General features: G+C 61.6%; 25 protein-coding genes and 1 other RNA gene. 8 read left to right on the top strand and 18 right to left on the bottom strand.

What is annotated here, in order from left to right; all coding sequences use genetic code 11:
• The first annotated feature begins 70 nt into the window (after positions 1 to 70).
• From AY555_RS05760 to AY555_RS05745, 4 genes are all read left to right on the top strand, one after another.
• Positions 71 to 1,651 carry a bifunctional aminoglycoside phosphotransferase/ATP-binding protein gene (locus AY555_RS05760; RefSeq protein ID WP_066134581.1) on the top strand — a complete coding sequence of 527 codons (1,581 nt, stop codon included), beginning with the start codon at positions 71 to 73 and terminating at the stop codon, positions 1,649 to 1,651.
• The gene (locus AY555_RS05755; protein WP_245176888.1) at positions 1,648 to 2,166 is read left to right on the top strand and encodes a YchJ family protein; all 519 of its coding nucleotides are present in this window, start codon (positions 1,648 to 1,650) and stop codon (positions 2,164 to 2,166) included. Before AY555_RS05760 ends, AY555_RS05755 begins: the two co-directional genes overlap by 4 nt.
• Positions 2,167 to 2,293: 127 nt before the next feature.
• Entirely contained in the window at positions 2,294 to 3,169 is an 876-nt protein-coding gene (locus AY555_RS05750) for a universal stress protein (RefSeq protein ID WP_066134578.1), read from the top strand.
• A gap of 41 nt (positions 3,170 to 3,210) precedes the next feature.
• On the top strand, positions 3,211 to 3,675 hold the full coding sequence (locus tag AY555_RS05745) for a hypothetical protein (protein WP_156483316.1): 465 nt from the start codon (positions 3,211 to 3,213) through the stop codon (positions 3,673 to 3,675).
• Positions 3,676 to 3,727: 52 nt separating this feature from the next.
• Here the strand turns inward: AY555_RS05745 and AY555_RS05740 are convergent, their stop codons facing one another.
• Positions 3,728 to 4,930 carry a pyridoxal phosphate-dependent aminotransferase gene (locus AY555_RS05740; protein ID WP_066134571.1) on the bottom strand — a complete coding sequence of 401 codons (1,203 nt, stop codon included), beginning with the start codon at positions 4,928 to 4,930 and terminating at the stop codon, positions 3,728 to 3,730.
• A gap of 200 nt (positions 4,931 to 5,130) precedes the next feature.
• Positions 5,131 to 5,553, bottom strand: coding sequence for a nucleoside-diphosphate kinase (ndk, locus tag AY555_RS05735; RefSeq protein WP_066136653.1), 423 nt, complete (start codon positions 5,551 to 5,553; stop codon positions 5,131 to 5,133).
• 225 nt (positions 5,554 to 5,778) lie between these two features.
• On the opposite strand from ndk, the gene AY555_RS05730 reads away from it, so the two are divergent.
• Positions 5,779 to 7,710 (top strand): ABC-F family ATP-binding cassette domain-containing protein, encoded by a 1,932-nt coding sequence (locus AY555_RS05730; RefSeq protein WP_066134568.1) that lies wholly within the window; start codon positions 5,779 to 5,781, stop codon positions 7,708 to 7,710.
• 33 nt (positions 7,711 to 7,743) lie between these two features.
• Here AY555_RS05730 and AY555_RS05725 read toward each other — a convergent pair whose 3' ends face one another.
• The 6 genes from AY555_RS05725 to ssrA all read right to left on the bottom strand — a co-directional run bounded on the left by AY555_RS05725 (position 7,744) and on the right by ssrA (position 12,300).
• Positions 7,744 to 8,211, bottom strand: coding sequence for a DNA polymerase III subunit chi (locus tag AY555_RS05725; protein ID WP_066134565.1), 468 nt, complete (start codon positions 8,209 to 8,211; stop codon positions 7,744 to 7,746).
• 91 nt (positions 8,212 to 8,302) lie between these two features.
• Positions 8,303 to 8,629 (bottom strand): ribbon-helix-helix domain-containing protein, encoded by a 327-nt coding sequence (locus tag AY555_RS05720; protein ID WP_082811874.1) that lies wholly within the window; start codon positions 8,627 to 8,629, stop codon positions 8,303 to 8,305.
• Between the two features lie 107 nt (positions 8,630 to 8,736).
• Complete coding sequence (locus AY555_RS05715) at positions 8,737 to 9,447, bottom strand: alpha/beta family hydrolase (protein ID WP_066134560.1); 711 nt, start codon at positions 9,445 to 9,447, stop codon at positions 8,737 to 8,739.
• 66 nt (positions 9,448 to 9,513) lie between these two features.
• Positions 9,514 to 11,124, bottom strand: coding sequence for a fumarate hydratase (locus AY555_RS05710; protein WP_066134558.1), 1,611 nt, complete (start codon positions 11,122 to 11,124; stop codon positions 9,514 to 9,516).
• A gap of 271 nt (positions 11,125 to 11,395) precedes the next feature.
• On the bottom strand, positions 11,396 to 11,926 hold the full coding sequence (locus AY555_RS05705; RefSeq protein WP_066134555.1) for an SspB family protein: 531 nt from the start codon (positions 11,924 to 11,926) through the stop codon (positions 11,396 to 11,398).
• Between the two features lie 46 nt (positions 11,927 to 11,972).
• Positions 11,973 to 12,300, bottom strand: a transfer-messenger RNA (tmRNA) gene (ssrA, locus tag AY555_RS05700).
• A gap of 90 nt (positions 12,301 to 12,390) precedes the next feature.
• Here ssrA and AY555_RS05695 point away from each other — a divergent pair.
• Entirely contained in the window at positions 12,391 to 13,197 is an 807-nt protein-coding gene (locus AY555_RS05695; protein WP_066136647.1) for a thymidylate synthase, read from the top strand.
• On the top strand, positions 13,194 to 13,748 hold the full coding sequence (locus tag AY555_RS05690) for a dihydrofolate reductase (protein WP_066134550.1): 555 nt from the start codon (positions 13,194 to 13,196) through the stop codon (positions 13,746 to 13,748). The genes AY555_RS05695 and AY555_RS05690 overlap by 4 nt, the downstream gene beginning before the upstream one ends.
• A 15-nt stretch (positions 13,749 to 13,763) precedes the next feature.
• On the opposite strand, the gene AY555_RS05685 is transcribed toward AY555_RS05690, so the two are convergent.
• Positions 13,764 to 14,597: a BKACE family enzyme gene (locus tag AY555_RS05685; RefSeq protein ID WP_066136644.1), complete on the bottom strand. Its 834-nt coding sequence runs from the start codon at positions 14,595 to 14,597 to the stop codon at positions 13,764 to 13,766.
• A gap of 264 nt (positions 14,598 to 14,861) precedes the next feature.
• Here AY555_RS05685 and AY555_RS05680 point away from each other — a divergent pair, with 264 nt between their 5' ends.
• Positions 14,862 to 15,830 carry a tRNA dihydrouridine synthase gene (locus AY555_RS05680; RefSeq protein WP_066134547.1) on the top strand — a complete coding sequence of 323 codons (969 nt, stop codon included), beginning with the start codon at positions 14,862 to 14,864 and terminating at the stop codon, positions 15,828 to 15,830.
• A gap of 56 nt (positions 15,831 to 15,886) precedes the next feature.
• Here AY555_RS05680 and AY555_RS05675 read toward each other — a convergent pair whose 3' ends face one another.
• The 9 genes from AY555_RS05675 to AY555_RS05635 form a co-directional block, all read right to left on the bottom strand.
• Entirely contained in the window at positions 15,887 to 16,069 is a 183-nt protein-coding gene (locus AY555_RS05675; protein WP_066134542.1) for a hypothetical protein, read from the bottom strand.
• A 17-nt stretch (positions 16,070 to 16,086) separates the two neighbouring features.
• The gene (locus AY555_RS05670; protein ID WP_066134540.1) at positions 16,087 to 16,527 is read right to left on the bottom strand and encodes a cell wall hydrolase; all 441 of its coding nucleotides are present in this window, start codon (positions 16,525 to 16,527) and stop codon (positions 16,087 to 16,089) included.
• Complete coding sequence (locus AY555_RS05665; RefSeq protein ID WP_066134536.1) at positions 16,515 to 16,811, bottom strand: hypothetical protein; 297 nt, start codon at positions 16,809 to 16,811, stop codon at positions 16,515 to 16,517. The genes AY555_RS05670 and AY555_RS05665 overlap by 13 nt, the downstream gene beginning before the upstream one ends.
• Positions 16,812 to 16,875: 64 nt before the next feature.
• The gene (gene terL, locus AY555_RS05660) at positions 16,876 to 18,393 is read right to left on the bottom strand and encodes a phage terminase large subunit (RefSeq protein ID WP_066134533.1); all 1,518 of its coding nucleotides are present in this window, start codon (positions 18,391 to 18,393) and stop codon (positions 16,876 to 16,878) included.
• A 30-nt stretch (positions 18,394 to 18,423) separates the two neighbouring features.
• The gene (locus tag AY555_RS05655; RefSeq protein WP_066134530.1) at positions 18,424 to 20,286 is read right to left on the bottom strand and encodes a phage head spike fiber domain-containing protein; all 1,863 of its coding nucleotides are present in this window, start codon (positions 20,284 to 20,286) and stop codon (positions 18,424 to 18,426) included.
• Positions 20,287 to 20,334: 48 nt separating this feature from the next.
• Positions 20,335 to 20,805 carry a hypothetical protein gene (locus tag AY555_RS05650; protein ID WP_066134526.1) on the bottom strand — a complete coding sequence of 157 codons (471 nt, stop codon included), beginning with the start codon at positions 20,803 to 20,805 and terminating at the stop codon, positions 20,335 to 20,337.
• Positions 20,806 to 20,848: 43 nt separating this feature from the next.
• Complete coding sequence (locus tag AY555_RS05645) at positions 20,849 to 22,780, bottom strand: hypothetical protein (RefSeq protein ID WP_066134523.1); 1,932 nt, start codon at positions 22,778 to 22,780, stop codon at positions 20,849 to 20,851.
• Positions 22,777 to 23,346 (bottom strand): hypothetical protein, encoded by a 570-nt coding sequence (locus AY555_RS05640; RefSeq protein WP_066134520.1) that lies wholly within the window; start codon positions 23,344 to 23,346, stop codon positions 22,777 to 22,779. Before AY555_RS05640 ends, AY555_RS05645 begins: the two co-directional genes overlap by 4 nt.
• Before the next feature lie 46 nt (positions 23,347 to 23,392).
• Positions 23,393 to 24,457, bottom strand: coding sequence for a DDE-type integrase/transposase/recombinase (locus AY555_RS05635; protein WP_082811873.1), 1,065 nt, complete (start codon positions 24,455 to 24,457; stop codon positions 23,393 to 23,395).
• Between the last annotated feature and the right edge of the window lie 4 nt (positions 24,458 to 24,461).

Raw genomic sequence — 24,461 nt, 5'->3', positions numbered from 1 at the left:
GTTCACGTTCACGTTCGTTTCGGTTAGTGTCCGCAACACTTTTCCTGGACCAGCCCCGGATTGCTTCACGATGACCATATCGTCACCGCAGGATGTCGTTCTTGCATTTCTCGCCGACCCCGCCACACACAATGGACAGGCGGTTGAAAGAATAGACACCCACATATCAACGGTGTTCCTGTCCGGCGACCGGGCCTGGAAGGTAAAAAAAGCTGTAACCATGCCTTTCTTAGACTTTGCAACCTGCGCCATGCGTCATGATGCCTGCCAGGCCGAGGTATCCCTGAACCGCCGCACCGCGCCGGACCTGTACCTGGATGTCGTTCCCGTCACCCGCAACGGCAACGGGGATCTGATGCTGGGGGGAATTGGGGAACCCGTGGAATGGGTCATTGAAATGCGGCGATTCCCCCAAGACATGTTGCTGTCTGCCGTCGCCCGGCGCGAGGGGGGGCTGTCCTACAACATGCTGCTGGATATGGCCGAAGCCATTTCCAGGTTCCACAGCAATGCTGAAATTTTCCCGGGCCGATTCGGCTCCAAGGGGGTTATGTCGATCCTGGACCGGAACCACAAGGCGACCACGCCTCACTGTGAGAGCGGAACCGGGATGCCCGTTCTGGACGCGGATTCCGTCAGCGACCTGTTCGGGCAGCTGATGGCAGAGGTTCGCCAGCTGTCGCCCCTCCTTGATGCGCGCAGCCATTCCGGTCAGGTCCGTCGCTGCCATGGCGACCTGCACTTGGGGAACATCTGCCTGTCCGAGAACAAGCCGATGCTGTTTGACTGCATCGAATTCAACGAGCTGTTTTCGACCATCGATGTTCTGTACGACCTTGCATTCCTGATGATGGACCTGCTCCACTGCGGGTACAAACCGGAAGCCTCCATCCTGCTCAATGCCTATCTGGAATGGCGCAATGACTTAGATGGTCTGGCCGCCCTTCCCCTGTTCATCGCCATCCGGGCCCAGATCCGCAGCTTTATATCGGCCTCCATGGCCCCTCATCAAAGCAACCCTGCCCCCATGCAGGAACAGGCACGCATCTATCACCAGGAAGCCCTAGAAGCCCTGCAACGCCCCACACCGATGATTATCGCCGTCGGTGGATTGTCCGGCTCCGGAAAATCCCGTTGCGCCCGTCACCTTGCCCCGCATCTGGGCGGTGCCTTTGGCGGGATCGTGTTGCGAACCGATGTCATCCGCAAGCGCATCCTTGACCACGACCCTTATGAACACCTGCCACCGTCTGCCTATACCGGGGAAATGTCACGCAAGACCTACGACACCCTGTATGATGACTGCCGCCGCGTTATCGCCGATGGCCTGCCCGTCCTTGCCGACGCCGTTTTTGCTAAACAGGAAGAACGGGAACGGATTGAAGAGTTGGCCCACGAGCTTGGGGTTCCATTTATCGGCCTGTGGCTGGAAGCAGATCCTGAAATCGCCGCAACCCGCATTGAAAACCGTAAGCGGACCCCGTCTGATGCCACCGTTGAAGTTCTGCACAAACAGCTGGCATGGAATGTGGGTGAAGTGCGCTGGACACGCATCGACAGTTCTGGCAGCAAGGAAGTGACCGATGCCATCGCACTGGATGCCGTACGGGCTAGCACAGCAAAATCCACCCAACTGCGCAAGAAGGCATGATGATCATGAATGCGCCAATCACCGATCAGGCTGAATGCCCCTGCGGGTCCACAGCCACATACAACACATGCTGCGGTCCTTTCCATGCCGGAACCCGGCTGCCGCCGACACCAGAAGCCCTGATGCGGTCCCGCTATGCGGCCTTTGTTGTACATAACGTTGATTATATTGAACAAACTCTGTCCCCGGAAAGCCGCGTGGATTTTAACCGGGACCACGTGCAGGCTTGGGCGATGGAAAGCGAGTGGCTTGGCCTTTCCATCCTGTCTTCCGAGGGTGGTACGGAACCGGACGATACAACCGGGTTTGTTGAATTCGTGGCTCGGTTCAAAGTGGGCGACAAGGACTATGCCCACCATGAATCCAGCCGGTTCGAGAAAATTGACGGACGCTGGATGTATATTGATGGCAATACCGGACCACGAACGGTACGCCTGAAAACACCAAAGGCAGGACGCAATGATCCATGCCCCTGTGGATCAGGCAAGAAATTCAAAAAATGCTGTAATGCCTGAGACCCTGTAGCTCCTTCAATCCTTTGGGCTTTTCTGGAACCAGGAACTGGTTCATACTCCCACGCATGCCATAGGGGAGGAGGCAGCTATACGCACACCTCTCCCGCTACGAAGGGAGCCTGTACAGATGTCCAGTTTACGCATCCTCCAAGCAGTTGTTCCAGATACCGAGGGCGGCATTTCAACACTTGAAACAGCCCTGCTTGTTGCAAGAGATTTTGCCGCCCATATCCAGGTTCTCCATGTACGCCCTGACCCGGCACAGGCTGTCCCCCTGGTGGGCGAAGCCATGTCCGGGGCCATGGTTGATGAAATGATCCGCTTGTGTGAAACCCGCGGCCGCGAGCAGTCCAACCGGGTGCATGCCCTGTTTGACAGCCTTGTGACCCGCTACAGCCTTCCCGTTGTCGAAGAACCACCGGGACCGGCGTCGGTCTCGATCTCCTTCCGCGAGGAAACGGGGTCCGAAGACAGCATCGCAACACGGCTGGGGCGTTTGTGCGATCTGGTCATTGCCGGGCGTCCAACCGGAGAGGAAGACCCGTGGCTGGAGGCAACCCTGAACGCCGTGCTGATGGACAGCGTGCGCCCCTTGCTGGTTGCCCCGCGCACACCGGTGCGTCAACTGGGAAAATCTGTCGCCATTGCCTGGAACAATAGCCCGGAAGCGGTGCGGGCCATCCATGCCTCGCTGCCTTTCCTTCTGAAGGCTGAAGCCATCACTGTTCTGGTTGCCGATGAAGGCCATGCCGATGCTGCAACACGGGACCTGGAACACTGGCTTAGCTGGCATGGGCTTGCCATCAAGACCCGCCAGATCAAACCCACCGGGCTGACCGGCAACGCCGTCGGCGGTGCCTTGCTAGAAGCGGCAAGCCAGGAACAGGCTGACCTTCTGGTCATGGGTGCCTTTACCCACTCCCGACTACGCCAATTGATCTTGGGCGGCGTCACGCGCCATGTCTTGGATCATGCCACCATTCCCCTTCTGCTGTGTCATTGAACGCACGGTACGCAGGGAAAGCCCCAGGATACAGACGTGTTATGACTCCGCGACCATCACGCATGCTGAAAACCGTGTTGATCGCCCTTGTAACCTGTCTTGTCTTGGGATCAACGGCAAGCGCCCTGTTCCTGCGGGATGCGTTGCGTGAACAAAAAGCAGCCCAAGACGCCATGATCGCCCGCAACATTGAAGCCGGCGCACGCGTCATGGAGCTGGAACAGCAGGTTGCGGAACTGGAAGCCCGGGTCCATGAACTGGCAGAATATAATGCCAACCTGAACCAGCGGCTTGACTCCACCTATGCCCCGACCGAGGTCAGGGGCATGGCAGACTTCCCGGTCCTGCGCGGCATGGCCCGCCACGGCGACACAGTAGAAAGCTTCGCCCGGCGCGAAGGCACAAACCCCGATGTCATCCTTGCCCTGAACCCATGGCTGCGGGGACGCCGGGAACCCATGGTCGACTACCAGACCGTCTGGATCCCCAAGGTACCCCGCTCCTGACAGCCGTCAGCCAGGCACCACGGATCGCGGTGCGGGCCGACAGATTGCCTGTTCAGTACAGGCTGGCGCAGAAACGCTGGATCCGGGTGCAGGCTTCGGTCAGAACCTGTTCCGATGTAGCATATGAAATGCGGAAATACGGAGACAGGCCAAACGCCTCGCCCTGCACGGCGGCCACGCCTTCGGCTTCCAGAAGTTCGGTGACGAAATCACTGTCGCTGGAAATCGTACGCCCGGACGGAGCCTTCTTGCCTATTATCCCGGCGCAGGACGGGTACACATAAAACGCCCCTTCGGGGGTCAGGCAGGTCAGCCCCTTTGCCGCGTTCAGCATCCGCACCACCAGATCCCTACGGGCCCGGAAAGCCTCGCGCCAGGCCGGGAAGAAATCCATCGGCTGTGACAGCGCCGCAGCGGCGGCAGCCTGGGAAATGGAGCTAGTGTGCGTGCTGCTCTGGGACTGCACCATGTTGATCGCCTTGATCAGCGGCAAAGGCCCGCCGGCATAGCCAACCCGCCAGCCGGTCATGGCAAAGGACTTGGACACACCGTTCATGGTCAGCGTACGATCGACCAGCTTTGGTTCAACCTGGGCAATGGTGGCAAAGCGGAAGCCGTCGTAAACCAGATGCTCGTACATATCGTCGGTCATCACCCACACGTGCGGATGCTTCAGCAGAACATCGGCCAAGGCGCGCAAATCGTCGGCAGAATAAGCCGCACCGGTCGGGTTGCTGGGACTGTTGAGGATCAGCCACTTTGTTTTCGGGGTAATGGCCTTTTCAAGTGCTGCCGGCGTCAGCTTGAAGCCATCGGCCTCGCCACAGGCCACAAACACCGGCGTTCCCCCGGCCAGAAGGGTAATATCCGGATAAGACACCCAGTACGGGGCCGGAATAATCACTTCGTCACCGGTATCCACGGTCGCCATGATGGCGTTATAGATGACCTGCTTGCCACCACATCCCACCGTGATCTGGTCCGGCGTATAGGTCAGCCCATTCTCGCGGTGGAACTTCTCCACAATCGCCTTGCGCAGGACCAGCGTGCCGGCAACCGGAGTGTACTTGGTCTCACCACGGTCCATGGCCGCCTTTGCCGCCGCCTTGACATGATCCGGGGTGTCAAAGTCCGGCTCTCCGGCACCCAGACCAATCACATCACGCCCGGCCGCTTTCAGATCTGCGGCTTTCTGGGTCACGGCAATGGTCGGGGAAGGTTTGATGGCAGACAGGCGGCTGGCAAGAATGGACATGGTGGGCCTCTGTGGATAAAGCACCCCGGAACGGGGACAGTGACAACAGCACGGTTGGAACACCGCGCAGGCTGCACCCTATCCAACACGGGACACGGGCGCAACCGCTCACGCTTGCCTGATCCACAGCGGTGACATGTAAAAAAGGCAGGCCCCCTGATGGAACCTGCCTTTTCAGCGTCATCAATCCACACGCAGGATTAGCCGACAATCTCCGACTGGGAGAAGAAGAAGGCAATCTCGGCGGCGGCATTTTCCGGGCTGTCGGAACCGTGGACCGAGTTGGCCTCGATCGACTCGGCAAAATCAGCCCGAATGGTGCCGGGGTCAGCATTGGCCGGGTTGGTGGCGCCCATGATCTCGCGGTTTTTCAGGACGGCGTTTTCACCTTCCAGAACCTGAACCACCACCGGGCCAGACATCATGAAGGACACCAGATCCGGGAAGAAGGACCGCTCGCGGTGCACGGCATAAAAGCCTTCGGCCTGGTCACGGGTCAGACGCAAACGCTTCTGGGCAACAATACGCAGACCAGAATCCTCGAACCGGGCATTGATCTTGCCAGTCAGGTTGCGACGGGTGGCATCGGGCTTGATAATGGACAGGGTACGTTCAACAGTCATGATCAGCATGTTCCTTGAAAGGCACGGGGCCCTTTCGGAAAGGGGGACATCCCCGCCCGACAGGCATAAGGAAGACAAACAGCGCCCGCCCCGGGATCCGGAAGGCAGGCACAAAACTTTCGCCGGGGTTATACCTGCAAAGCACTGCCCTGACAACCAACTGTTTTGCACCGGCACACAACGACCATTTTGCATCCACTCCGGATGTATGCTAGACGAACGCCCATGCTGCACCTGAATTCCGTCCTGTTTCGCCTTGGCGGCCGCGTCCTTCTGGACGGCGCCTCGGCCCACATCCCTGCTGGGGCCCGGGTTGGCTTGGTTGGCCGCAACGGCACCGGCAAATCCACCCTGATCAAGCTGATCACCGGCGACCTTGCCCCCGACGGGGGTGAAATCCGCACCCGCTCCCGGGCCAGGATCGGCTATCTGCGCCAGGAAGCCTCGGAAAGCACCGGGTCGCTGATCGACACCGTGCTGGCCGCCGACACCGAACGCTCGGCACTGCTGCAGCGCCTGGAACAGGACCCCCCACCGGGGGAGCTGGCCGATATCCACGAACGCCTGAATGCCATCGATGCCCACAGCGCCCCGGCGCGGGCGGCACGCATTTTGTCCGGGCTTGGCTTTCCTGCCACCGATCATGAACGCCCGGTGCAGGACTATTCCGGCGGCTGGCGCATGCGCGTGGCCCTAGCCGCCGTCCTGTTCTCCCGCCCCGACCTGCTGCTGCTGGACGAGCCGACCAACCACCTGGATCTGGAAGCCACGCTGTGGCTGCAGGGCTATCTGGCCCAATGGCCCGGCACCCTGGTGGTTATCTCGCATGACCGCGACCTGCTGAACCAGGTGCCAAACCGGATCCTTCACCTGGAAAACCGGACCCTGACCAGCTACGGCGGCAACTACGACACGTTTGAAAAGACACGGCGCGAGAAACTGGACCTGCAAGTCAAGGGGAACGCCAAACTTCTGGAACAGCGCAAGAAGATGGAAGGCTTCATCGCCCGCTTCCGCGCCAAGGCCAGCAAGGCCCGCCAGGCCCAGAGCCGCATGAAAATGCTGGAAAAAATGGATCTTCCGGTCAGCGTGGTCGAAGAACGCACCATTGTGCTGGACTTCCCCGATCCGGAACCCCTGCCCCCGCCCATGATCGCCATCAATGACGCCAGCGTCGGTTATGGCGGAAAGACCGTTCTGCGCGATATCTCCCTGCGCCTGGACATGGACGATCGTATTGCGCTGCTGGGGGCCAACGGGAACGGGAAATCCACCTTGGCCAAACTGCTAACCGGGCGCCTAGATCCTATGTCGGGCACCGTGCAACGGTCTTCAAAACTGCGCATCGGCTATTTCGCCCAGCACCAGACCGATGAACTGAATCCCGAGGATACCCCGCTTGGCCACATGAGCCGCGCCATGACCCCCAAAGGCGGCTCTGCCCCGCCGGAAAGCCGGGTCCGCGCCTTTCTTGGCCGGTTCGGGTTTGGCGTTGACCATGCGACAACACGGGTGGCCAAGCTTTCCGGCGGCGAGAAGGCTCGCCTGCTGATCGCGCTGATGTGCCGGGAACAGCCGCACCTGATCGTGCTGGACGAACCCACCAACCACTTGGACATTGATACCCGTGATTCCCTGATGTCGGCCCTTAACGCCTTTGGCGGGGCCGTGGTGCTGATCGCCCACGACACCCACTTGGTCGAGGCCTGCGCCGACCGGCTGTGGCTGGTGGCCGATGGCCAGGTCCAGCCCTTTGACGGCGACATGGCGGATTACCGGCAGTGGTTGCTGGACCGCGCGCGAGACGACCGCCGGGGCAGCAAGGCCGGAAATGAGGATGCTGCAGACACACCCCGGACCGGCACAGCAACCAACCGCCGCGAGGACCGACGCCTGGCCGCGCAGATCCGCGCCCGCCTGGCCCCCTTGCGCCAGCGTGTGGAACGGTGTGAACAACAGGTCACGCGCCTGAATGCACGCCGAGATGATCTGGAAGCAAAGCTGGCCGACCCGACCCTGTACAGTGGACCGGATGACAAGGTCGCCGCCTTGCGCATGGAGCTGGGAGCTGTTGGCCGCGATCTTCAAATGGCCGAGGACCGGTGGCTGAAGGCCGTGGAGGAACTGGAGGAAGCCAGCGCCCGCGAGCAGGCCTAGCGCACCAAGGCACCTTACCCTTTCAGCAAGTGTTCACGCCCCGGCATTGGCGCTGGCCTTTTCCACCCAGCGCCCGTCGCCAGATTGCTGCCAGTACCGCAGCGCGTGCCCCTCTTCCCGTCGCTGGCGCCAGCGTTCCCGCGCTTGGGCAACCGAGCCTTCATCCAGCCCGTTGAACAGGTCGAACACCCGCTCCATGCCCTCGACTAGGGTACTGTCGCTGCCATCACACAAAAACAGGTAACCGGCCCCGTTGGCATTGTCCTGCGGATCCTCGGTCAACCACACCGGCTGCTCTTCGGCGTATCCGTCCCGGCGGGATCCATGCGGCAACCATCCATCGCGGTCATTCCACAGGGCCTGCACCAGATCTTCCACCCGCTCCTCTGACCCGGCAACCACCAAGGCCCGTTCTCCGGCTTGCAGAACACGGGTCAGCAGGCGCGGCAGAACCTCTTCCAGACGGGATCGCTGCAGGTGATAAAAATCAATACGGGCCATTACACACCAACGGGGTCATACAGATCAGGGAACAGTGCCGCCCCGGCGGGCCACAGGCAAGAAAAACACGCACCCTAGTCCGCACAGGATCTCAGGATGCAGGTGCATCCGGAGAGGGAGGAGGTACAACAGCCCGGCACCGGAACCATTCAAGGATATACACCCTGACCGCACTGGACAAATTACCGCCCGCAGTATGACTGCGCGCAGAATCAATTTCCGAAACCATGGCATTGATACTCAGGCTGCGGGTTGCGGCAATAGAACGCAGTGCGTCCCAGAACACATCTTCCAGCGATACCGATGTAGGGTGCCCGGCAATACGAACACTGCGCTTGATAACCGTACTGCCACCACCATTCCGCCCGGGCGGAACAACAGCAGGCGCATTGGCCGGTATACTCTGGGGCACGGTCATAACTGCCTCCCTCTTCGGGGCTGGACCATACCGGCCCCGCCAGTATCCTATTTATACATGCATTTTCCACAGGGGCAACAGGCACGTCAACATGTGAACATCTCGTTCTACGGTAAATAGTTACCTTTCCCCGGCAGCATGGCAACAAAATCTGCCACAGCCCCGGCAGCCCGGCACAGGTGTTCTTCCACCCGGTAACCAGACGATACCCTGGGGCGAAGGTCATGATCACCGTCACACATCCAGAGAATGTCCAGGCTTGATGGCAACCGCAACGTATCAACCAACGCCCCGCCCCCCAGAGGATCCCGTGTGCCTTGAACAATCAACCCCGGGACTGAAAGGTTTTCCAGCGGCGCACATCGCTTTTCCACCCGCCCCGGCTTCCGGGCTGGATGAAAGGGATAGCCCAAGGCCACCACACCATCAGCCCCGACCTCGGCCGCTACCATGACCGCCATGCGCCCACCCATCGATTTGCCCCCGATGGCCAAACAGGGTGGACGAAACAAGGCCCGCGCCTGCGCCACGGTCTCGACCCAGGTTTGCAACAGAACCGGCTCCCTATCCGGAGGACGCCGCCCCCCATGCCCCGCACGGCGTGCCGCCATATAGGGAAACTCGAACCGCAGCACGGCCACCCCTGCTTCCGACACCAACCCCGCCACAGCATTCATGAAAGGGCTGTCCATGGGAGCACCGGCCCCGTGCGCCAGAATCAGCAGCGGAACCGACAACGGCACACCGCAAGGACCGGCCGGGCCATCAAACATCCAGCCCCGCGCCGCCGCCATGGCCCCGGCAGACGAAACCATCATGCCAGCACGACCTCGCGGAAAAGCCTGCCGAACCGACCTGCGCCCAACATGACGCCGGAACCTCCCTCAAAGCTGGCGGAAAAAGTCATTGCCCTTGTCATCAACAATGATGAAGGCCGGGAAGTTCTCCACCTCGATCTTCCACACGGCTTCCATGCCCAGCTCGGGATACTCCAGAACCTCTACCTTGCGGATGGACTGCACCGCCAGCTGGGCTGCCGCACCGCCGATCGACCCCAGATAAAAGCCGCCATGCTTCTTGCAGGCTTCCTTGACCGCCGCGCTGCGATTGCCCTTGGCCAGCATGACCATGGAGCCGCCATGCGACTGGAACAGGTCCACATACGCATCCATGCGCCCGGCTGTTGTCGGACCAAATGACCCCGAGGCATACCCGTCCGGCGTCTTGGAAGGACCGGCATAGTACACCGGATGGTTCTTGATATAGTCTGGCAACCCCTTGCCGGCGTCCAAGCGTTCCTTCAGCTTGGCATGGGCAATATCACGTGCCACCACCATGGTTCCGGTCAGGCTGACACGGGTCTTGATCGGATAGCGCGACAGGGTGGCGCGGATCTGCTCCATCGGCTGGTTCAGGTTGATCTGCACCACCTCGCCAGACAGCTTGTCCTCGCGCACGTCGGGCATATAACGGGCCGGGTCGGTCTCCAGCGCTTCCAGGAACACACCGTCACGGGTGATCTTGCCCAGCATCTGCCGGTCGGCCGAACACGATACCCCCAGCCCGACCGGGCAACTGGCACCGTGGCGCGGCAAACGGATCACCCGCACGTCATGGCAGAAGTACTTGCCGCCGAACTGGGCCCCGATCCCCAGCGTGCGGGTAATCTCCAGCACCTGCTGCTCCATCTCGATATCACGGAACGCCTGACCGAACTTTCCGCCCGATGTCGGCAAACCATCCAGATACCGGGCCGATGCCAGCTTGACTGTCTTCAGGGTCATCTCCGCCGATGTGCCACCAATGACCAGTGCCAGGTGATAAGGCGGACAGGCCGAAGTTCCCAGCTTGATCACGGATTCCGACACAAACTTGCGCAGGCTGTCCGGGTTGAGCAGCGCCTTGGTTTCCTGGAACAGGAATGTCTTGTTCGCTGATCCACCCCCTTTGGCCATAACCATGAACTTGTAGGCGGCCCCTTCGGTCGCATACAGGTCAATCTGGGCCGGCAGGTTGTTGCCGGTGTTCGACTCCTCGAACATCGACAGCGGTGTCAGCTGTGAATACCGCAAATTCAGGCGGGTATAGGCATCGGCAATACCCTGCGAGATATACAGGGCATCATCAACCCCGGTCCAGATCCGCTGTCCCTTCTTGCCCATGACAATCGCCGTGCCGGTGTCTTGGCACATCGGCAGAACCCCGCCGGCGGCAATATTGGCATTCTTCAGCAACTCCAGCGCGACAAAGCGATCATTGGGCGAGGCCTCGCTGTCATCAACAATTGCCCGCAACTGGGCCAGATGCCCGGGGCGCAACAAGTGGGAAATATCCCGGATTGCCTCGGCCGAAAGCTGAACCAAGGCCTGTGGGTCAACCACCACCATCTCCTGCCCGGCAAAAGACTCGGTCCGGACATAGTCGCCGTCCAGACGACGCCAAGGGGTTGTATCCTCTCCCAAGGGGAAGATTTCGGCAAAAGCGGCATCAATCATGGTGGTTTCCCTGCATAACAAGCAGCCCGGCCCGGCTGGTTGCGGCAGGGCGCGGGCAGAACTCTCCCGTTGGCCGGGTATAGATCGAAACGTCCGGCCCGTCCAGACAAGGACCCGGCGAAAACTGGATCAGGCACCCCCCCCTAGACCTGCCAGCCCGCCCGGACCCGGCCTCCCTGAGACAACAGAACCATCCCCCCGGCATGGCCACACAGAAAACGGGCACCCGCCAGAGGTGCCCGTACACGATCATAAATGGCAGCAACCACGCCTATTTGCGGCGAAAGGCGTCCAGAGCCACAACATTGCTGCCATCCGAAGGGCCGGTGGAGTCATCGCCCGGGGCTTCATCCGTATTCCGGGCAACGGGCTTGCCATCGCCGTATTCCGGATCGTCGTACCCGTCGTCCTCGCTCCCGTCATCCTCCATATCCACATCCACATCAAGCCCGCCACGAAACTGCAGGCCAAAACGGGCATACGGATCGGCAAAGGCGGTCACAGCCGCAAACGGCACCCGCAAATGCTCTGTTTGTCCGGAAAACGACAGGTCAACGGAAAACATCACGTCATCAACCGTCAGGTTCCAGAACTGGTGCTGGAGGACAATGGTCATTTCTTCCGGATAGCGCGCCCGCAAGCGGGGGGACATCACCACCCCATCAGCATCGGTCTGGAACGTAATGTAAAAATGATGCCCACCGGGCAAGCCTTGGTCGCGCGCCCCCCTCAGTACATCGCGCAACACCGTGCGCAACGCCTGCTCAACCAGATCTTCGTAGGAAATGTGGATCTCGCTCAAACTATAAACTCCCGGCACTACAGATCCGGCCCCGTCAGGTAACCAAAGTGGGGGGCTTCTGTTGCCCGGTGCCCCCCGGACCGCGCTTACCGGCAATTAAGCGGCAGCGGCAAGTTCAACGTTGTCGTTGGCACTTGTAGAGTTCAGCCCGATAACGGCGGATACTATACCGGGCACAGCCTAGGCCTTTACTACGCGCGTCGATCCTATTTCGTCCCCACAGATCCACCCTGCCCGGCAGGGAGGAGTGATGGTGGAGACGCCGGGTACCGCCCCCGGGTCCGCTACGCCTATTCCGCAAAGGGTTTAGCGCCATAGCCGAGCAAGCCCGGCAAGTACAAGACTATAGGGTCTTGCCCTGTGCATGCAAGCGAAACCGCACAGAGATTCTGCCCTTGCGCCACAAAGGCAGAATACGCTTTATAGACCCTGTCATCCTTCGCAACACCGAGGCCACAATTCCCATGCAGCAGTACCACGACCTGATGCGGCTGGTTCTGGAAACCGGCCACCGCAAGGCCGATCGCACCGGAACAGGCACCCTATCCCTGTTCGGGCACCAGATGCGCTTTGACCTAGAAGACGGTTTCCCCCTTCTCACCACCAAGAAACTGCACCTGAAGTCCATTGCCTACGAGCTTCTGTGGTTCCTGCGCGGGGATACCAACATTGCTTGGCTGAAGGAACACGGCGTTTCCATCTGGGATGAATGGGCTGATGAGAACGGCAACCTCGGCCCGGTCTATGGGGCCCAGTGGCGGTCGTGGCCGGCCCCGACGCCCGACAACCCGGACCAGACCCTGGACCAGATCCGCACCGTGGTGGACAGCCTGCGCACCAACCCGGATTCGCGACGCCACATCGTGTCGGCCTGGAATCCGGCTCAGGTGGACTCCATGGCCCTTCCCCCGTGCCACTGCCTGTTCCAGTTCCACGTGGCGGAAGGCCGCCTGTCCTGCCAGCTGTACCAGCGCTCTGCCGACATTTTTCTTGGGGTGCCGTTCAATATCGCTTCCTATGCCCTACTGACCCTGATGATGGCGCAGGTCACCGGCCTCCAGCCCGGGGAGTTTATCCACACACTGGGGGATGCGCACCTGTACCTCAACCATCTGGACCAGGCCCGCGAACAGCTGACCCGCAAGCCCATGACCCTGCCACGGATGACCCTCAACCCGGCCGTGACCGACCTGTTCGCGTTCCGGTACGAAGATTTCACCTTGGAAGGCTACACCGCCCATCCGCACATCAAGGCCCCGGTTGCAGTATGACAAAAACCAGTACCCCGGCTACAGCACGCCCCCTGGTCTCGCTGATTGTTGCCGTTGCCCGTAACGGGGTGATCGGCCACAACAACACCCTGCCGTGGAAACTGTCCGATGACCTGCAGTATTTCCGCCGCATGACCATGGGAAAACCGGTTCTGATGGGGCGGAAGACCTTCCTGTCCCTGGGACGCCCCCTGCCCGGACGAACCAACATCGTCTTGACCCGCAATCCGTCCTGGACAGCCGACGGCATTCTGACCGCAGGATCACTGGATCAGGCCATCGACCTTGCCGCCCAAGACCCGCTGGGACAGGAAAGCGGGGAAATCATGATTATCGGGGGAGCAGAACTCTACGTGCGAACCCTAGATCGTGCCGACCGGGTCTACAAAACCGATGTCTATATGGATCCACAGGGCGATGCTTTCTTTCCCGCGCTGGACCCGGCACTCTGGCATGAAACTAGCTGCCGGGAGGGAGCACCGGCACCCGATGGCACCCGAACCCACACCTTCCGGATCCTAGAGGCACGGCGACCAGACCAGAATGGCTAAGCCTTCATCCTGGTTTCACGAATGCTCTGGCAAGCCCAGCATGCGACGGGTTTCCGCCACATTGGCCGGGCGGCAACCATAATCCATACAGCGCGCCACCGCCCGCCGCACCAGCTGGCCATTGCTTTCAGCCAGGGCATGGCGGGTCAGGCGGATGTTGTCTTCCAGACCGGTACGGATGTGCCCGCCTAGGGACAAGGCCCAGTCCATCACCAGATCTTGGTGCGACCCAAGCCCGGATGCCATCCACGAGGCGTCCGGGAACAGGTCCCGGATTTCCGCTACCATAAAATCCAGCACCTGACGCCGGGCCGGCAGGGCGGCCTGCCCCCCCAGAACAATGTGAAAGTGCGGACGTTCAGGCAAAAGCCCCTGCCCGATCAAAGCGGCTGTGGCATAAAGCATCGACAGGTCAAACAGCTCTAGGGTCGGCTTGATCCCCATACGCACCACAGCCTGCCCCAGCTCGTGCACTACATCGGGCGGGTTGAGATAGACGCCGCCGGGCATATTGAAAGATCCCGGGGCCAGCGCCACCATTTCCGGGCGCAAGGGCAGCATCGCCAGCCGCTGGGATGGATCGCCATCGACACCACCGGTCGACAACTCCACCACCATACCCGGACAATAACGGGCCACACCCTCCATCACCGTGGCAAAACGGTCGGGATCGAAACTCGGATTCTCGTTGTCATCGCGGACATGCAGGTGCAACAGCGTGGCGCCGGACTCAAACGCGTCCTGCGCACTTTCCACCTGCTCGGCCGGAGCAACCGGCACCGCCGGATTATCCGCCTTACGCGGGCGTGATCCGGTAATGGCACAACACACAACAACAGGACGACTCATGAAAACCCCATAGTCCCCGGATATACCACGCCACAGGCACACACACGCCAACCGGCGCCCCCGGTATCATCACCAAGATCTGGCTGTACCCCTACCCTGCAGCAAACAGAAGGCTATGCCAAAACGTTTGTTGTCGCCCAAGGGCAACGCCACGTCAAGCCCAACCGGATGCGCACAGTCCTTGTGGCGGAACCGGACCATTGACCCGGGCCGTGGGTTTCGCTACAGAGCAGCCTTCCCGCTTCCCGGATATGGTTCCCTTGCATGCGCCTGATTCTTGCCCCCATGGAAGGGCTGACCGATCCGCCGGCACGCCGCCTTCTGACCGCGACTGGGGCCTTTGAACGGGCCGTGTGCGAATTTGTCCGGGTCTCCCGCGGCCTGTTGCCGCCCCATGTCTGGTACCGCTTGTGCCCGGAACTGCTGACCGGGGGCAGAACCGACTCCGGCACTCCGGTCTATGTCCAGATCATGGGGCCGGAACCGGCCGTAACAGCGGATAATGCCGCCTTTGTCGCCAGCCTAGGGGCACCGGGGATTGACCTAAACTTCGGCTGCCCGTCAAAAACCGTCAACCGCCGCGCCGCCGGGGCCAGCCTGCTGCGCACGCCAGACCGTATCGCCGCCATTGTCGCCGCCACGCGAAACGCTGTTCCGGATCACATCCCGGTCACCGCCAAGGTCCGCCTGGGTTACGAGGATACTAGCCAGCATCTGGAGATTGCCCTGGCCGCCCGCGATGGCGGTGCCGACGAGCTGGTCGTGCACGCCCGGACCAGGGCCGATGGCTATCGCCCGCCGGCTCGCTGGCCCCTTCTGGACGGTATCCGCCAGGCCGTGGATATCCCTGTCATTGCCAATGGTGAAATCTGGACCCCGCAAGACTGGCGAGAGTGCGCCCGGGTTTCAGGGTGCGAGGCCGCCATGCTGGGGCGCGGGGCCATTGCCCGTCCAGATCTGGCCCTGCGCCTGAAAACCGGGGCCCCGCCGTGGCCGTGGGAACAAGTCTGCACCCTGCTGCTGCACTATGACAGCCTGCTGGGATCACAGGATGGCTGCGTACCGGCTATCCGTGGTGGGCGTCTAAAGCAATGGCTGACCTTTATCGCCCGTCACGCCTGCCATGACTGGCACCAGGCCAGACCCCTGTTCGAGCGTATCCGGCCGGAACGGGATATCACCACCATCCGGGCCATGCTGGAAGACCGGGAACCGGCACAATCCGCCCCCTGAAATGCAAAAAGAAACCCCCCGCTTCCCGAAATATCAGGAAGCGGGGGCAAAAGACTTCAACCCGGACCGCGGTGACGGTCAGGGCGGGCCAAGCCGACATTCAGCGCCAGAAGATCCACCAGACGCCGCAGGGCAACGACCCGGCGGTCATCGTCCAGACCCGGCGCCAGCGCCGCCACCGCCGAGGCCACCGTCACCACCGAGCTGACCAAGTGCCACAGCCCACCAAGATTTTCCATGATCCAGTCCAAAACCCTTACTCCACGATTGTATAAAAAATATGCTCGCCGATTTCTGCTGACGGAATGCGGGACCACGCCCAGCGCGGGTGCACTGAACGGGCGTGATAACAGGTGGCGCCGCCGGTTGGGTCCTCCAGAACGCCGGCCACCGCTCGCCGGGCAATGCGTACGCAAACAGCCAAGCATGGATCATCCAGCAGCACCGCCATGGCATCCGGACATCCCCCGGATGGGGTGGACCAGCAGGAAAACTGGTCCGGCTTCAGACAGACATCCGGGATGGTCCGCCCCCACCACACAGCCCGCCCGGCGCGGGCATGACGGACCCTGTTCACCACCACTGCCGCCACAGCTTCCTTTCCACGCACACTGTCCTCCCTGGCTTCCCCCCACAGGGTACGGGCCAGAATATCAACCGGCTTACAGGAAGCCGGTGACAGCGTTACCCGCTCCACGGCGCAGCCCCTCGCCCCAAGGACCGGACCTGAACCGCATCCAGCTTCAGCTCGATACGCTCCAGATGCGCCCGCAGGCGGTTTTCCACATCCTTCAGGGTCGCCATGGACACATGGGTGCGGGCAACCTCCAGCTTGTAGTCAGCCAAGGCCTCCCGCACGGCCCCGGTTCGCGTTTCCGTATCCTGGCGTGTCCGCCAGAGCAGCCAGAGCAGCCCACCCAGCGCCGGCAGCTCCACCCCTGTTACCCACCACATCAGATCCACCGTCCAGGGTATGGACATGCTTCTTTCTCCTTGGGAAAATAGGTTGGTCAGAACGCACGGAGCCCTGTGCGCCCAATAATCTTCAGACAGAAAAATCGGTGCAGGCCGTCCAGGCAGCCCCCCCGCGCTGCCAGACAGGGGATGGTCCGGCAGGGCTGGGCACACTATGGCGACGCAACCGGACCGGTTCAGCCAGCAGGCACGCGGCCACAGCATCCAGTCCGTCGTCGTGACCACGCCCATCGGGCCGCCAGTCACGCAGCTCGGTGATAAAGGGTGTCTGCAACACGCTGCGATGCGCTTTCAGGCGACCGGCTGCCAGCGGTGCATCCAGCGCCTCCAGGATACGTTCTGCCTTTGAACGGTGGCTGGTGTATTCCAGAACCGCCACCGGCAGATTGTCGTCGGCCAGAACCTTGCGCAGCAGGGACGGCAGGAACCGCCCCAGCCCGTTGATCTCCACCCGGATGGCCGGCAGGTGCAGGTCACGCACAAACGCTGCCACATGACGGCACTGCCAGGTTGCCACATCATCCCGGCTCCCCGCCGGTGCGGTCGGCAGCCAGCAGATCCGGTGCAGCCAGTACGTGCCATCCCCGTCGCAGAACAAGGCCGCCACCACACTGCCGTCCCGCCGGCCATCAGACCCGGCACCAAAGGCCGGATCCCAGCAACAGGCCACCGAAACCATCCGCACCCCGCCAATCGTCAGCAAACTCTCCCCGTTGCCCTGGATCAGCCGCAGATCGCCGTCGTAAACACGCAGCAGGTCCGGATCCAGACGACCGTCCTCGCTGTTGACCGGCAACAGCTGCATCTGGCTGGCAAATTTTCTGGGGCCTGTCCGCTGGCGCAACGCCTCGATCGCAGCAGCGGGAAAACGCTCCGGCCAGGCCGGTACACCGGCCTCGTCCACCAGCGGAATTTCAAGACGCTCAAAACCATCCAGGAACGGACCGGCATCCGGATCATCCGGCGAGGCCGTTGCCGCATACACACTGTCCGCCGCATGCGGGGTACCGATGTAAAGCTGCATGCCCCCGGGTACGATCACATAGTCCAGCTCACGCAGGCGGGCCCGCAAATCCGACCGCCGGACCGCCGATGTGCAGGTGTTGGGCACCTCCACATCGTCACACACCACCAGATCCGCCCGGGCACCGGTAATGTTGGCCCCGATCCCGCGGGCCAACATTGATGGATCACGCCATTCTGCCCGGCGGGCCACGGTAAATTCATCCGCCGCCCATTGGTCACGTGATGACGGCAGCAACCCCGATGTCATTGCATGACGCTCGATAATCCGTTTGACATTGCGGGCCATCTTGCGAGCCAACCCGTGCTCGGCTGCCACCACCAGAATGCGGGTTTCCGGAACCCGGTACAGGACCCAGGCACAGAACAGACCGACCAAGGTGGATTTGCCGGAATTGCGGAAGGACATCAAAAGGGCGTTGCGCTGCGCCGAGCTGGACCAGCGTTGCTCCAGCCACCCTGCCATGCGGTGATGGTGTGCCGGCGTCCCCAAGTTCATCGCCGTGTTCCAGGCCATAACAAAGGCGGGAAAGCTTTCGCCCCCGCCAACAGGATACTCTTGCATTTCACACTCCCGGAAAAAGAACCGGGGCCGTCAGGATCGGGTCATCACCACCAGATGGTCATCGCTCAGGCGCTCGGTGAACACGGCAAAACGGCGCACCCAGCCATACAGGAACCGCGTTGGCCCGCCCCGCAGCTGACACCCCAGCGCCAATGCGGTGCATATCCAAGGCTTGCAGAACTGCGATGTATAGAACACAACCCCATCCTGCACCGCCACAGTACCCCGGTCACTCCAGCCCAGCGCGAAGCGCAGCGGAACACCCTCCCGGACCGGAATGCCGCTTTTGTTTTTCCCGCCAAAACCCGAGGCAATGCTGCCCAGGTTCACCGCTATGCCTTCCTTGTAGGGACCCAAAGAGGCTTCCACGACCTTGCCGGACTCCGCACTGGAGAACAGGGTCTGGGGGTCGGGACGCTCCGGCCCTGGAACCACCTCGACGTACAGGCTCCCTACAGCCTCATCAAGACGGGTCCCGATATCGTCAACCTTCAGGACATCCGCCTCACGGAATGCCCCTTGCGGGCCGTCAATGATCGCCGAGGTCGGCACCCGCCCGGTTTCGCACTGCATCCAGTCCACGACAACGGCATCATAGGCCTGCGCAATCCGAATCCCGGGCTGTATCGGACCGGCCTCTGCCACGCAGTGCACACGGGTCATCCCGGTCGCGGCCAGCCGGTCGGTAATATCCACCCACGTTGTCCCGCCATCACAGGTCAGTGAAACGGCCCCCGTTCCCTTCACCCGCCCGATCCACAGGCTGAACACACACGGTGCACTGGCTTCAAGCCGGCTGGTCAGCAGTATCCCATCCGCCGCCGATGCCTCCAGAACCCGGGCCGGTGCCGGTGCCGTGCCGTCAAAAATCTTGATACGGGTTGCCGTACACTGCGACAAAAGACTCGCTGTGTCCGTACCCAGAAGGTTTTTGGCCGGCCCCTCGACATGCCAGCCCAGATAAGTCTGCCCGTCAGGACTGAAATCATCACGCACGGTATCAGCTGCCGCAGAAACCACACGGCCAGTCCGGTCAACCCGGGTTGCCGAATAGGCCTGCTGTACCTTCAGCAAATAGGGCACCCGGTCGGGCACTGCCCGCATATATACCGACGGCACCAGAGGTCCGAACCGCTCCGATGCCGACAGCTGGCTGCCCTGAACTGCAGCTGATGCCACACTGCCATACAGACGGTCGTGCACCCGCTGCAACACCCGCTGTGCCCAGACCGATTCATCCGACAGCCAAGATGCCTGTCCCCCGACCAGATCAGCGGCCTTCCAGCTGTCCTCGTCTTTCCGCGCACCACCGGGTTTCACAGCCCCTGCACCACCGGTCGTCGCAGATGCTACCTTTGGCAGAACCGTGTCCGGCGGCGAACCTGCCCGCAACTCCTCCACAGCCCGCACCAGACGCGCAAAGCTGTCCGGCCCATTGACTAGGCGCCGCCCGTCCTCCGACCACCCGATAATCTGCCCCGGCTGCGGGACAGGCAGAACCGGACGCACCGGAGCCTCCACATCCACCGGCAACACAACCGACCGGTCTATCTGCTCCTCCAGCTGCTGCATCAGCACCAGATGGTGGTCCAGCTCCATACGCAGCGCCTGGCCCGAGACCTGGCCACGGGCCATAATCTCGGCCTTGCGGGCAATCAGCAAATGACGCTTCAGGACAATGACACTGCCCTGGGCCGGCGGCATGACAAAGGAAATGCTACCCCCGTTTTCCCGCCCCAGGCCGGTGACATAATACCCCTCGCGGCACACCGCACCATCCACCCACACCTGCAGGTCATCCGGTGTAAAAATCCGGAAATGAAACGGATAGGTCCCGGTGATGCCGTCCCCCGTGTAACGATGAAACCGTCTTTCATATCTTTGTGCTTTCACGGATATCTACCCCCCAAAAAAAATACCGAACTCCACAACAAAACCACCTCAGGCGAGGTCTTTACCGCCCTGCGGAGGAAACAAAATATGCTGACTGATAAACGCCCTTTCCTCCCGCTGCCTCTTTGCTGATTCCTGCACAATGCGGGACTGGATAGCCGCCCGTCCGTCAATGCGTTCAATGGCACGATTGGCGTCTTCGGATAGGCTGTCGGTCAGGGCCTGAAACGATGCAGACTCCATCCCGCCGGGCGACAGGGCCGCACGGGCCCGACGCGTTGCCAGCTCGCGGTCCAACTTGCGCTGCTGGCGCAGTACATCATCCTGCTGGCGCAGTGCAATCATCTCCCGGCGTGCAGTCTCCTCTGGATCAGGGACAACAAAATCCGGTTCGTGCCGCGAAACCACGGGCACCGTACGCGGTGCCTCGCTGTCCCGCGCCCTGCGGCGCGGCGCATCCCCAAATGAAGACCCGCCCCGGGAACGTATAAAAGGTTCTATGGTCTGAAAACCGGCCACGGCTTTCTCCTCGCTGCAATCAGGGCCATAAAAAACCGGCTTCTCAGCCGGCGGAACGAAGATCGGTCAGAACCGAAAGAATGGTGCAGGGCGCCGGCGTATCCTGCTCGATACGCCACAAGGGCCGGGGATGCCCGGTGCGCCAGCCCAGCGCACGCACCGCAACCTCGCACACCGCCTTGTCTTCCTCTGCATCCCCGTGAAAGGACAGCGGCACAGCGGCACAGAAATCAACCGGCACCGGGCCGGAACCGGTATCCACAACCAGATGCCCGGTCCCCAGAACCCGGAACGAAGCTCGGATCAGGCGGATGCTCCGCCCATATACCCCTCCGCCTGCCCCTGCAACAGCGGGCGGTAACGGCTCCACAACATGGGAGAAAGGCAATCCGACATCGGGCGACCGCAGGGGATGCGACAAATGAACCCACCCCCGGCGCACGGTTGCCGGCACAAAGCCCGGATCCGCACCCGCCACATACACCTGCTTGTTGTCCAATGCCACCAGCCCGCCCAGCGATGCCACGGCACCGCGGGTTTCCCTTTTCTGGGCACAGTCGGTAAAGGCGGTCTCGTCCAGACACTCCAGACACACCACCGCCCCACGACGGACCAGAAGACAGGTCAAACCGCCACAGACCCGCACCGACAAAATGTCCCCATCGGTTTCCTGGACACTCCAGGCTGTGATCTGCTCGCGGCGATAGTTGGTGACAGTTGCCATGGTCCCGGCACCCATCACCATATGCAGCAGACGCCAGCGCGGGTCATAGTCCATGTCCACCGGATCCTCTACCCGGTGCGAAGCCATCAGCGACAGATCCTGGGCCTGATAGGCCTGCTCGCTGTCGGAAAACAGGAAGGCACGCAGCTCCCGCCCGCCGGCAGCCACAAAGACCGTAGCCCCGTCCACGTCACAGGGCGGAATGGACCGGGATGCCAGACTGCCGATCCCGGTTTGCCGACGAACCAGAATACTGGCCGGACTCAAGGGTTCACCCAGCACCATCCACTCTGCCCCGGTGGTAAACACCTGCAGGTGGCGGCCCGGGAACACATGACGAATGGCGTTGACCTGATCCGAGAGGATCGGCATGTGCAACGCATCGTCATCCAGCCCCTGGCCGGGGTCAAAGTTAAAGAAATCTCCCACACGCGACAGCCACAAGTGGTGCGGCAAATCCCGCGATCCGCCGATCACAAGACGGTTCTGGTGGAACGTCACCGAAACCGGCCACCCCCGTGCTTCGGAAAAGACCGCTTCCACCCAGTCGGTGCTGTATGCTGCCGAAGACAGGGTTCCCTCGATCCGCGCCTTCATTTTTTGCGCCGTTACCAAGGACAGTAACTTCACCGGCACCCCGTGCAAACGGATCCACCCGCCAACATGCGCCGGGGTAAAGAACGGCTTGTCGGCATGCAGGTGCACCTCTCCCTTCACACCACCATCCGTGCGCAAGGCAACATCAAGCGGTGCGAACCGGGCAAACGGCACCTTGGGAACGCCCCCCGGCCCGGTTTCAAAAACCCACGGCGTCACCGACCAGGAATCCTCTGCATGGCAGACAATCTTGTGCGGCGGCACCAGCGGATGAACCACCAGCAGGGTGTCGCTGCTCTGGCTCCAGTTGATCGCGGCCAGATGCTCCAGCGTCCACGGGGTTTCCAGCTCCCGGATATACCGGACACCCTGCCCCGATGGCAGCGACCTGAACACGGTCATCTTCCGGTCGGTCAACACCAGCATAAAGACCAGCGCCGTGTTGAACTCAAAGGACAGAAGACGACCCGGACCCGGCACAACAGCCAGCCACCGCAAACCGGGTCGACGGGTTATGCCCCCGGTCGGACGCACCAAGACATTGCGCAGACACGCCGCGCCATTGTCCCACAAACGCAGGTCCACCCGCCCCAGCAGATCGGGGGCCAGCTCTCCGGCGGTGAAATTGGACTTGATATGACCATGCCCGCTCATCGCCTCACATCCAGAAGAATGCTGCTGCCCACACGCTTTGGCGTATCCTCGCTGGAATCAACCGCCCGCGCCCGCCGGAACTCCTGCTCGGCCGCCTGCCACAGGTGATCCGCCCGCCCCGCACTTTCGGTCAGGGGCAAACAGAACGCCGCCGCCAGACGCAAGACCAAGGCATTGACAAAAAAAGCCGGAAACACACTCTCCGGAACGGCGGCAATGTAATGCAGGACAACCGGCGAAGCGTCACACTCCACCTGACGCCCCACAATGCGGTACGCCACACCCCGGTCCTGCCCGATGCGCCCGACCGACAAAACCCGCAGACACCCTACCGGCAAAGGCGCCGTGAAGGCATACCCCGAACACGATACAGATGGCATGACCGGCACCACCTCGGTTGTCAGGGCAAAATTCCACGGATGCACCGACAGGAAGGCATCGCGAACCATATCATAGAAATGGCGCGCCACCTCGGCCACCGGGGTTGGGTCTTCCAGAGACGAAACCGGCAGGGCGCCGATCATCAGCAGCGCGCGGTTACAGATATCAATCCTGTCCAAGGCCATGCCTGCTTCCTTTCACCAACACCACAGACAACGAACCGCACAGGCTTCAGCCTTCCGGCCCGACAGGATCCCCGGTACCGGAAAACGCCTCTAGAACGGCCTGCGGGGTCTGCCCCATATTCGGCCAACCCTTCCCGGGACGACGGGTGTTGTAATCCTTCAACCATGCCGCAAAGGCGATCTGCACGGCTTCCAGCGTCCCGAAAGGCCGCTCCCGGATCCGGGGCAGGAAGAACTCATCGCGCACAGTGTCGCGAAACCGCTCGACAAAACTGCCACGCCGGGACGGCAGGGACTCAACCGTCTGATGCTCTATTCCCACCAAATCCAGGTACGTCTGGTACAGGTGCCCAGCCCCGCCGACAAATTCCCGCCCGGTATCGGTTCGCACGACCTGGACAGGCCAGCCATGACGGCGGAAGAACGGTAGCGCCGTATTGTGCAGAACCGCTGTCGCCGCTTCCGGACGGCGGCTGTCATGCAGAAACCCGAAGGCATAGGACGAAAAGGTGTCAACGACAGCATGCAGGTACACCTTGCTTCCGCGTCCAGGACAAAAGACAAAGAAGCTGTCCGCGTCCAGAACCTCACCCGGGGCCTGAGAAACCGGCGACAGCTCGCGGAAACACGGGTTCATGCGTTCCACAAACGCGGTCTGTTCCGCGCTCAGGACCAGCGTACCCGCAGCCCATTTCTGTTCCAGGGCCAACCAGCGGTCCACCGCACCGCCCAGACCATTGTCACCCAGAACACGCTGGACCAGCGCGGCGGACAGGGCCATGCCCTCATCGGCCAAAGCCGCAGACAGGCGGACCTGCCCCCACGCCGGGTGCTCTAGGGCCAAGGCCACAACACGTTCAACCACCGCCACAGGGATCAAACGCCGCCCACCACGACGGGACTCCCTCATCACCGCATGATCCCGGAGTCCGTCAAAGCCACTCTGGCGGAACTGCTCGGCCAAGCGGGAGAAAGACTCCCGCCCGCCTGATTTCCGGCAGCGGATACCGGCCACATCAGCCAACATACGCCCCAGATCGGTAACATCCATCACCCCGGCAGAAGACCCTACGCCAGGTCCCGCACCGGAACTGTCAAACACTGTATTCATTATC

The organism is Haematospirillum jordaniae, from assembly GCF_001611975.1.
GTDB lineage: Bacteria > Pseudomonadota > Alphaproteobacteria > Rhodospirillales > Rhodospirillaceae > Haematospirillum > Haematospirillum jordaniae.
Note: the sequence above shows the minus strand (reverse complement) of the source record. Positions and strands in the feature narration are given on the sequence as shown.